The sequence below is a fragment of the Burkholderia sp. 3C genome (genome assembly GCF_054589155.1).
Map to the genome: position 1 here is coordinate 8,719 of NZ_BAAILN010000054.1, position 7,982 is coordinate 16,700.

Annotated in this window: 10 protein-coding genes; 8 read left to right on the forward strand and 2 right to left on the reverse strand. The window is 66.9% G+C overall.

Annotation, left to right across the window (positions count from 1 at the left end; translation table 11 throughout):
- Positions 1-548 (reverse strand): SDR family NAD(P)-dependent oxidoreductase (locus ACYP33_RS09280; RefSeq protein ID WP_459621182.1); only part of this gene is annotated, 548 nt, incomplete at its 3' end.
- A gap of 38 nt (positions 549-586) precedes the next feature.
- Complete coding sequence (locus tag ACYP33_RS09285; RefSeq protein WP_459621184.1) at positions 587-913, reverse strand: helicase; 327 nt, start codon at positions 911-913, stop codon at positions 587-589.
- Positions 914-1,009: 96 nt separating this feature from the next.
- On the opposite strand from ACYP33_RS09285, the gene ACYP33_RS09290 reads away from it, so the two are divergent.
- The 8 genes from ACYP33_RS09290 (at position 1,010) to ACYP33_RS09325 (ending at position 7,878) form a co-directional block, all read left to right on the forward strand.
- Positions 1,010-1,765, forward strand: a complete 756-nt coding sequence (locus ACYP33_RS09290) for an alpha/beta fold hydrolase (protein WP_459621186.1) — start codon at positions 1,010-1,012, stop codon at positions 1,763-1,765.
- A gap of 196 nt (positions 1,766-1,961) precedes the next feature.
- Complete coding sequence (locus tag ACYP33_RS09295; protein ID WP_459621188.1) at positions 1,962-2,708, forward strand: PadR family transcriptional regulator; 747 nt, start codon at positions 1,962-1,964, stop codon at positions 2,706-2,708.
- Positions 2,709-2,740: 32 nt separating this feature from the next.
- Positions 2,741-3,568, forward strand: a complete 828-nt coding sequence (locus tag ACYP33_RS09300) for a siderophore-interacting protein (RefSeq protein ID WP_459621190.1) — start codon at positions 2,741-2,743, stop codon at positions 3,566-3,568.
- A gap of 287 nt (positions 3,569-3,855) precedes the next feature.
- The gene (locus ACYP33_RS09305; RefSeq protein ID WP_414448751.1) at positions 3,856-4,095 is read left to right on the forward strand and encodes a hypothetical protein; all 240 of its coding nucleotides are present in this window, start codon (positions 3,856-3,858) and stop codon (positions 4,093-4,095) included.
- A gap of 414 nt (positions 4,096-4,509) precedes the next feature.
- Entirely contained in the window at positions 4,510-5,250 is a 741-nt protein-coding gene (locus ACYP33_RS09310) for an acetoacetate decarboxylase (RefSeq protein WP_414440599.1), read from the forward strand.
- A gap of 48 nt (positions 5,251-5,298) precedes the next feature.
- Positions 5,299-6,084, forward strand: coding sequence for a 3-hydroxybutyrate dehydrogenase (locus ACYP33_RS09315; RefSeq protein ID WP_414448752.1), 786 nt, complete (start codon positions 5,299-5,301; stop codon positions 6,082-6,084).
- Entirely contained in the window at positions 6,081-7,295 is a 1,215-nt protein-coding gene (locus tag ACYP33_RS09320; protein ID WP_459621193.1) for a DUF3734 domain-containing protein, read from the forward strand. The genes ACYP33_RS09315 and ACYP33_RS09320 overlap by 4 nt, the downstream gene beginning before the upstream one ends.
- A 118-nt stretch (positions 7,296-7,413) precedes the next feature.
- Positions 7,414-7,878: a signal peptide protein gene (locus ACYP33_RS09325; RefSeq protein WP_459621195.1), complete on the forward strand. Its 465-nt coding sequence runs from the start codon at positions 7,414-7,416 to the stop codon at positions 7,876-7,878.
- Positions 7,879-7,982 lie beyond the last annotated feature (104 nt).

Below are 7,982 nucleotides of genomic sequence, written 5' to 3' on the forward strand. Positions count from 1 at the left end.
GTCGCGCTGACCGGCACGCGCATCAGTTCCAGTTCCATTCGCAAGGATTCCGTATAGCCGCGCACCGCGAACTTGCTCGCGTTGTAGGCGCTTTGCGTCGGTGCGGCCACCAGGCCGAAGATGCTGGAGAGGTTGACGATGTGGCCGTCGCCCGATTCGATCAGGTACGGCAGGAACGCCTGGGTGCCGTTCACCACGCCCCAGAAATTCACGCGCATCAGCCATTCGAAATCGTCGATCGACATCGTGGCCGCCAGCGCCGTGAGCGACACGCCGGCATTGTTGAAGACCAGATGGATCGCGCCGTGGCGCGCCTTGACGTCGCGCGCCCAGGCCATCATGGCGTCGCGGTCGCCCACGTCCACGCAGTGCTGCGAGACGGCGACACCGGCCTTGGCGCACAGCGCGGCCGTGTCGGCCAGGCTGTCCGGATCGAGATCCGACAGCGCCAGATGGCAGCCGGCATTCGCCAGCGCGCGGGCGAGGCTGCGGCCGATGCCCGAGCCCGCGCCGGTGATGACGGCGAGCTTGCCGTCGAACGATTTCATGCGGGGTGTTTCGCTCGCGTGATTGCCGACGTCATCGCTTATGCGTCGGTGTCGGCGTCGTCGAGCCAGGGCATGTCCACCGGCGACACCACCAGTTGCTGCCCCTCGCGCTTCGTCTCGAAGATGAAGCCGACCAGGATCATCGAATCGGCATAGGGGATCGGGAACACGTGCGGGTTGTCCGCGTTGCGCAGCGGATGCTCGGGCGTGTTCGCCGTGGCCGCCGCGTTCTCGCGCACGCTTTCCAGCTCGTCGGCCATGCCTTGGCCGCTGACTTTCAGAACACGGTTGCGCAGATCGGTGAAGGGCTCGATCCGCGCCCCGTCTTCGTGATACTCGGGCACTTCGTAGATGAACCAGGACATGGTTTTCTCCCAGGAAAAGGTCGCCATTCTAACAAGCGGGGCGCGCCGGGCGCCGGTGTGCAGTAAGCTCGTGCGTCGCCGTCTTCCACCGCTCCCATGCGCATCGTTCCGCTGGCCCAGTCCCCCGCCGCCCTGCCCACCCTGATCTGCCTGCCCGGCGCGATGTGCAGCCCGCTCGTCTACGCGGATGCCGCGCGGCTGTCGGGCCTGAATGCCGTCGCTTTCGCATGGATGGAGGACGACGGCGCGTTCGATCTCGATTCGATCGCGCGGCGCATCGTCGATGCCGTTCCGGCCGGGCGGGATCTGGTGCTGGTCGGACATTCGCTCGGCACGCCGCTGGCCGTCCTGAGCGCGCTCGCCGCGCACCGGCGCGCCGACGTGCGCATTCGCGGCCTCGTGCTCGCCAACAGCGGCGCGAACACCAGGGGGCACGGCGACGCGTCGGGCATCGTGCGGCGCATCGAGGCGGAATGGGGCGAGCCGATGTGGCAGGCGTTCGCCGCGCGCTGCTTCCAAACGCTGCCCGCGCCGCCGCGGCTCGACGAGATCGTCGGTTATCCCAAGCAATTGCGCAGCGAGGCGGTGGCGCAGGCGATCCGCAGCCAGATCGAGACGGACCTGCTGCCGCTGCTGCCGGGCCTGCCGCCAGTTCCGGTGGCGGTGGTGCACGGGCAGTTCGACGTCGCGCGCACGCTCGCCCACGCCGAGGAACTGGCCGGGGCGATTCCCGGTGCGACGCTGCATGTGTTGCAGACGGGGCATACGAGCTGTGCGGAAGCGCCGGAGGAATTCGCGGCGATTCTGCGAGGGGTGGCGGAGCAGGCGGCGGGGTTGGCGGCTTCTCGCTGACGGATGTGTCGCCCGCGCGCCGGCCCTCGGCGCGCGATTTCCCGCTGGCCGACCTCCCGGCCGACGTTCTCTCCAGGCGGCAATCATCGCCGCCTCATTTCCCTCCCCCGCTCGCTCCCTCATTTTTCCTCTTGACCGTATATCTTTCGATATATATCTTTCGATACATCTTTAGACATGTACGAAGGAGAACACCATGCGTCGTTCCCACCACCACCCGAGCCACGAGGCCTTCGACGGCGACACCCGCCATGCCCACGGCCATGAGCACCACCATCACGGCCACGGCCATCACCACGGCCACCGCCACGCCCTGCACAAGCTCTGGGCGATGGCCGGCGGCCGGCGCGGCGGCGGCCGTCACGGCTTCGGCGGCGGCTTTCCCGAAGGCTTCGGCGGCCCCGGCGGCTTCGACGATCCGCGCATGCCGCGCGGCCGTCAGTTCAATTCCGACGATCTGCAACTGATGCTGCTGTCGCTGCTCGCCGCGCAGCCGAGCCACGGCTACGAGCTGATCAAGGCGCTCGACACGCGCTCGCAAGGCTTCTACGTGCCGAGCCCCGGCATGGTCTATCCGGCGCTGACCTATCTTGAGGAAGTCGGCTACGTCACCGTGGAAGTGGACGGCAACCGCAAGCGTTACGCGCTCGCCGAAGCCGGCCGCGCGCAACTCGATACGGAACGCGAGCGCGTGAACCTGCTGTTCGCGAAGCTCGAACACCTCGGCCGCAAGATGGAATTCATGCGCCGCGCGATGGCCGGCCAGACGGACGCGGCGGACGGCACGCCCGACGGCGGCTGGCTGCCCGAATTCGTCGAGGCGCGCATGGCGCTCAAGGCGGCGCTGTTCCGCAAGAGCGCCGCGGCCGCCGACGAACAGCAACGTATCGCCGCGATCCTGCGCCGCGCGGCAGCGGACATCGACGGCACGCCCGAAGCCTGAGCGCGGCCCGACCCAACCCGGAGAATCGAACCATGCAGAACCCGACCGAACGCGCCGTGACGCGCGTACGCCATACCCTCAAACGCCGCGCGCTGACCGTCAAGCAGGTCACGCACGTGACCCCGCACCTGCTGCGCGTGACGCTGACCGGCGACGATCTCGACGACTTCGTCAGCGCGTCGTTCGACGATCACGTCAAGGTGTTCTTCCCCGCGCCGGGCGACGCCGGCGCGCCGCTGCCCGAACTCGGCCCCAACGGCCTGGTGCTGCCCGAAGGCGCGCCCAAGCCGATCATGCGCGACTTCACACCCCGCCGTTACGATCGCGCGGCGCGCGAGCTCGACCTCGAATTCGTGCTGCATCACCCGGGCCCGGCCTCGCAATGGGCCGCGCAGGCCGCCGTCGGCCAGCCGCTCGCGATCGGCGGGCCGCGCGGGTCGTTCGTTGTCCCGACGGATTTCGACTGGCACCTGCTGATCGGCGACGACACCGCGCTGCCGGCCATCGCGCGCCGCCTCGAAGAGTTGCCGGCCGGCACGCGCGCCGCCGTGGTGGTGGAAGTGGCCGATGCGTCGGCGCAGCTCGAATTCGCGACGCAGGCGGAGGTCTACACGATCTGGCGCTATCGCGACAACCCGGCGGCCGGCAACGGCGCGGCCGGCGCGCAACTGGTCGGGGCCCTGCGCGACCTGCCGCTGCCGCAAGGCGACGGCTACGTGTGGGCGGCCGGCGAAGCCGCCGCGATGCGCGCGGTGCGCCAGCACCTGTGCGACGACCGCGGCGTGCACAAGTCGCGCATCCGCGCCTCGGCGTACTGGAAGCGCGGCGCCGAAGGCGTCCACGAATCGCTCGACGACTGACGCCACGGCGAGCGTGATCGAGCCGGCCGCTCGGGCCGGCTTTCGCATGGAAAGCTTGTGGAGATCTGAAACGGCGTGTGATAAATCGGCATCGCAGCCGGCTTGCCGCCCTCTGCCGGCCCCGCCGCCGTGGTATATATCGTCGGATTGCTCGCCGCTCGGGCCGATGTGGGCCACGGCGCAGCCGGTACGCAGGGCGCGACGGCACGTGGGCCGGCCGCGATCGCTGCGAACGACAACCGGTGTTCGTCTTCGCGAACACGCGTTCATCGCTTCGGCGCACGACCATGAACACGGATCACACCATGCACGCTACGCTCGCCCGGTCGCTTCGAATCCTCGGCTACGGCGTGCTCGCCGCCATCGTGCTCGCGCTGTTCGTGGCGATGTGCGCGATCCTGCACGACGGCGAACTCGACCGCGAAATCGCCCGCGGCTCGGCCACCGACACCCCCGAATTGCACAGCGGCACCGGCAGCTCGCCGGACGTGGCGCCCGAATCCGCCGCCGCGAAATCGCCGGGCTGATTGCTGCCGCCTCGCACGCGCATTGCACCGCCGCATTGCGTCGCATTTGAAAGCCGAAACGAAAGCATTTCGAAATGCCATGCCGAGGCATGGCGCTTCGCCGATTGCGCACTGCAAAAAGTTCATCAAACATTCGATGCACGCGTCGATGCAGATTGCCTCGCGATCCCGTATCCTCTCACCTCACATCCCGCAAAGGCTCACCGTCGGCGCTCACAAGAACGTCATCGGTACACGGGAAGATGCGAGTTAAACCGTTTGATTCCATCGAATTTTTAAATCGATTTTGCGTTTTCCTGCCGAAACGCTACGAATTAAGCAATAATCTTTTCCGCTTGCGGCGGCGCACAATCGATCTGCAACGGCATAGGATAGCGACACTCATCCATCAGCAGCGATCCACAAGGAGCCCGCATGAATCCGAGTCAAGTCCTGTCCAATGCGTTCGCGATGCCGCTCACGAGTCCGGCTTTTCCGATGGGGCCGTACCGCTTCATCAATCGTGAGTTTCTGATCATCACGTACCGCACCGATCTGGACCGGCTGCGCGAAATCGTCCCCGAACCGCTCAAGGTCACGCAGCCGTTCGTGCATTACGAATTCATTCGCATGCCTGACTCGACGGGTTTCGGCGATTACACCGAAAGCGGCCAGGTGATCCCGGTCGAGTTCGACGGCAAGCCCGGCAGCTACACGCTCGCGATGTACCTCAACGATCACCCGCCGATCGCCGGCGGCCGCGAATTGTGGGGATTCCCGAAGAAACTCGCGCAGCCCACGCTGGAAACGCACATCGACACGCTGCTCGGCACGCTCGACTACGGCCCGGTGCGCGTGGCCACCGGCACGATGGGCTACAAGCACAAGGAACTCGATCTCGTCGAACAGCAGCAGCGCCTGGCCGGCGCGAACTATCTGCTGAAGATCATTCCGCACGTCGACGGCAGCCCGCGCATCTGCGAACTGGTTCGCTACTACCTGCAGGACATCAAGATGAAGGGCGCGTGGACCGGCCCGGCCTCGCTGCATCTCGCGCCGCACGCGCTCGCGCCGGTGGCCGACCTGCCGGTGCTCGAAATCGTCGAGGCCCGCCACATCATGGCGGACCTGACGCTGGGCCTCGGCGAAGTCGTCCACGATTACCTCGCGAAGTAACGCATCGCCTCACCTGAACTCCTCCAACCACTCATCAGGAAAACGATCATGAGCAATCTGAAAGGCAAGACCGCTGTCGTGACGGGCGCCGCAAGCGGCATCGGCAAGGAAATCGCACTGGAGCTGGCCAAGGCCGGCGCGGCGGTGGCGATCGCCGACCTGAACCAGGACGGCGCGAACGCCGTCGCCGAACAGATCAAGGCAGCGGGCGGCAAGGCGATCGGCGTGGCGATGGACGTCACCAACGAAGACGCCGTGAATGCCGGCATCGACAAGGTGGCCGCCGAATTCGGCTCGGTCGACATCCTGGTGTCGAACGCCGGCATCCAGATCGTCAACCCGATCGAGAACTATTCGTTCTCCGACTGGAAGAAGATGCAGGCGATTCACGTCGACGGCGCGTTCCTGACGACGAAGGCCGCGCTCAAGCACATGTACAAGGGCGATCGCGGCGGCGTGGTGATCTACATGGGCTCGGTGCACTCGCACGAAGCGTCGCCGCTGAAGTCGGCCTATGTCACGGCCAAGCACGGCCTGCTGGGCCTGGCCCGCGTGCTCGCCAAGGAAGGCGCGAAGCACAACGTGCGCTCGCATGTGGTCTGCCCGGGTTTCGTGCGCACGCCGCTGGTCGACAAGCAGATCCCGGAACAAGCGAAGGAACTGGGCATCACCGAGGAAGAAGTCGTCAAGAACGTGATGCTGGGCGATACGGTGGACGGCGTGTTCACCACGGTGCAGGACGTCGCGCAAACGGTGCTGTTCCTGTCGGCATTCCCGAGCGCCGCGCTCACGGGCCAGTCGTTCGTCGTCAGCCACGGCTGGTTCATGCAATGAAGCCCCACGCCCGTACCGAGAAACAAGCGAGCGACCCCGACCTCCGTCACGAAGCCGGCAAGCCGGTCGCGCGCACGCTGCCGTACGAAACCGTCGCGCTCGTGCTGCAAGGCGGCGGTGCGCTCGGCTCGTATCAGGCGGGCGTGTTCGAAGGCTTGCACGAAGCGGGCATTCCGCTCAACTGGATCGCCGGCATTTCGATCGGCGCGCTGAACACCGCGCTGATCGCCGGCAATCCGCCCGAGCGGCAGGTCGAGCGGCTGCGCGAGTTCTGGAACACGATCTGCCAGCCGGCGTTCTTCCCGGCGCTGCCGCCTGCGATCGAATTCGCGCTGTTCAACAGCATCGAGTCGATCCGGCAGGCGTTCACCGCCTCGCAGGCGGCCAGCGCGATGCTGCAGGGGCAGCGCGGCTTCTTCGTGCCGCGCTTCCCGCCGCCGCTGCCCGGCGTGCGCGACGACGATCCGACCCGCGTCAGCTATTACGACACGTCGGCGCTGCGCGAAACGCTGCTCGAGTTCTGCGATTTCGATCTGATCAACTCGGGCAAGATCCGCGTGTCGGTGGGCGCGGTGAACGTGGCCACCGGCAACTTCACCTACTTCGACAACACGAAGATCACGCTGCGCCCCGAGCATTTCATGGCCTCGGGCGCGTTGCCGCCGGCCTTCCCGCCCGTCGAGATCGATGGTCAGTACTACTGGGATGGCGGCATCGTGTCGAACACGCCGCTGATGGAAGTGCTGCGCGCCTCGCCGCGCCGCGACACGCTCGCGTTCCAGGTTGACCTGTGGAATGCGCGCGGGCCGCTGCCGGGCACGCTCGCCGATGTCGCCGAGCGAACCAAGGACGTGCAGTATTCGAGCCGCACGCGTTTGGTGACCGACACGCTGCAACGCGAACAGCGCTTCCGCAACGTGCTGCGCCGCGTGCTCGACCTCGTGCCGGAGGACGTGCGCAACAGCAACCCGTGGTGCCAGCAGGCCGACGTGCTGTCCACCGGCAAGCGCTACAACGTCCAGCATCTGATCTACCAGCAGAAGTCCTACGAGCACGATTACAAGGACTATCAGTTCGGCACCTCGACGATGCGCGACCACTGGTCGGCGGGCCTCGTCGATATCCGCAACACGCTCGGCGTGCCCGACGCGCTCGAACTGCCAACCAACGATGCCGGGTTCGTCACGCACGACATCCACCGTCCGCGCTGAAGCCGTTCAGGCAAGCCGCGCCCCGCGCGCGGTCTGCCCTCACATCGCATGGCCGGCGGCTTCGTCGGCCATGCGATGTCTCTTCTTCTCCCTGCTTTCGTTTCATCCGCCTCTCGCCATGCCGATCCTGATCGTTCTTATCGTGTTCGCCGCGCTCGTCTGGGGTGCGATTGCCGCGTTTCATGCCGTGGCCGCGCAATTCGGCGCGGGCGTGGCGATCGGCGTGTCGTGCGTGGCGGCGGTGCTGCTCGCACTGGCCGTCGCGGCCTGGCTGCGCAGTCGGCGCGAGATCGCATCGAACACCAAGGAAGGCGGCTGGACGCATGCGGTGCGTCACGGCGCGGTGGAACTGAAGCTGTCGTCGACGCAGGGGCTGTTGGCGCTGTCGCAGGATGGCGCCACCGGCACCTACACGCTCACCGACGTGGCCGGCTGCCGCGCGCAGCCGGACGGCGAGCGCTGGCAGCTCGCGATCGACCTGCGCGATACACAACATCCGGCGTGGGCGCTGCCGATGCCGAGCGAGCGCGAGGCGAAGCGCTGGGCGCGCGTGATCACGCTGGCGAAGGCCGGCAAGCTGTAGCCCCTGCCGCTCTGCCAGCCAGCGCACCGCCAATGAAAAACGGGACGCCCGGCCCGCACGCTGCATGATGCGCAGCGGCGGCCGGGCGTCCCGTGACGCCAGCG

What these genes read in the sequence shown, in the direction of transcription:
- ACYP33_RS09325 (WP_459621195.1), top strand. Translation starts at nt 7,414, where the DNA reads ATGCCGATCCTGATCGTTCTTATCGTGTTCGCCGCGCTCGTCTGGGGT.
- ACYP33_RS09285 (WP_459621184.1), bottom strand. Translation starts at nt 913, where the DNA reads ATGTCCTGGTTCATCTACGAAGTGCCCGAGTATCACGAAGACGGGGCG.
- ACYP33_RS09300 (WP_459621190.1), top strand. Translation starts at nt 2,741, where the DNA reads ATGCAGAACCCGACCGAACGCGCCGTGACGCGCGTACGCCATACCCTC.
- ACYP33_RS09310 (WP_414440599.1), top strand. Translation starts at nt 4,510, where the DNA reads ATGAATCCGAGTCAAGTCCTGTCCAATGCGTTCGCGATGCCGCTCACG.
- ACYP33_RS09290 (WP_459621186.1), top strand. Translation starts at nt 1,010, where the DNA reads ATGCGCATCGTTCCGCTGGCCCAGTCCCCCGCCGCCCTGCCCACCCTG.
- ACYP33_RS09295 (WP_459621188.1), top strand. Translation starts at nt 1,962, where the DNA reads ATGCGTCGTTCCCACCACCACCCGAGCCACGAGGCCTTCGACGGCGAC.
- ACYP33_RS09315 (WP_414448752.1), top strand. Translation starts at nt 5,299, where the DNA reads ATGAGCAATCTGAAAGGCAAGACCGCTGTCGTGACGGGCGCCGCAAGC.
- ACYP33_RS09320 (WP_459621193.1), top strand. Translation starts at nt 6,081, where the DNA reads ATGAAGCCCCACGCCCGTACCGAGAAACAAGCGAGCGACCCCGACCTC.
- ACYP33_RS09305 (WP_414448751.1), top strand. Translation starts at nt 3,856, where the DNA reads ATGAACACGGATCACACCATGCACGCTACGCTCGCCCGGTCGCTTCGA.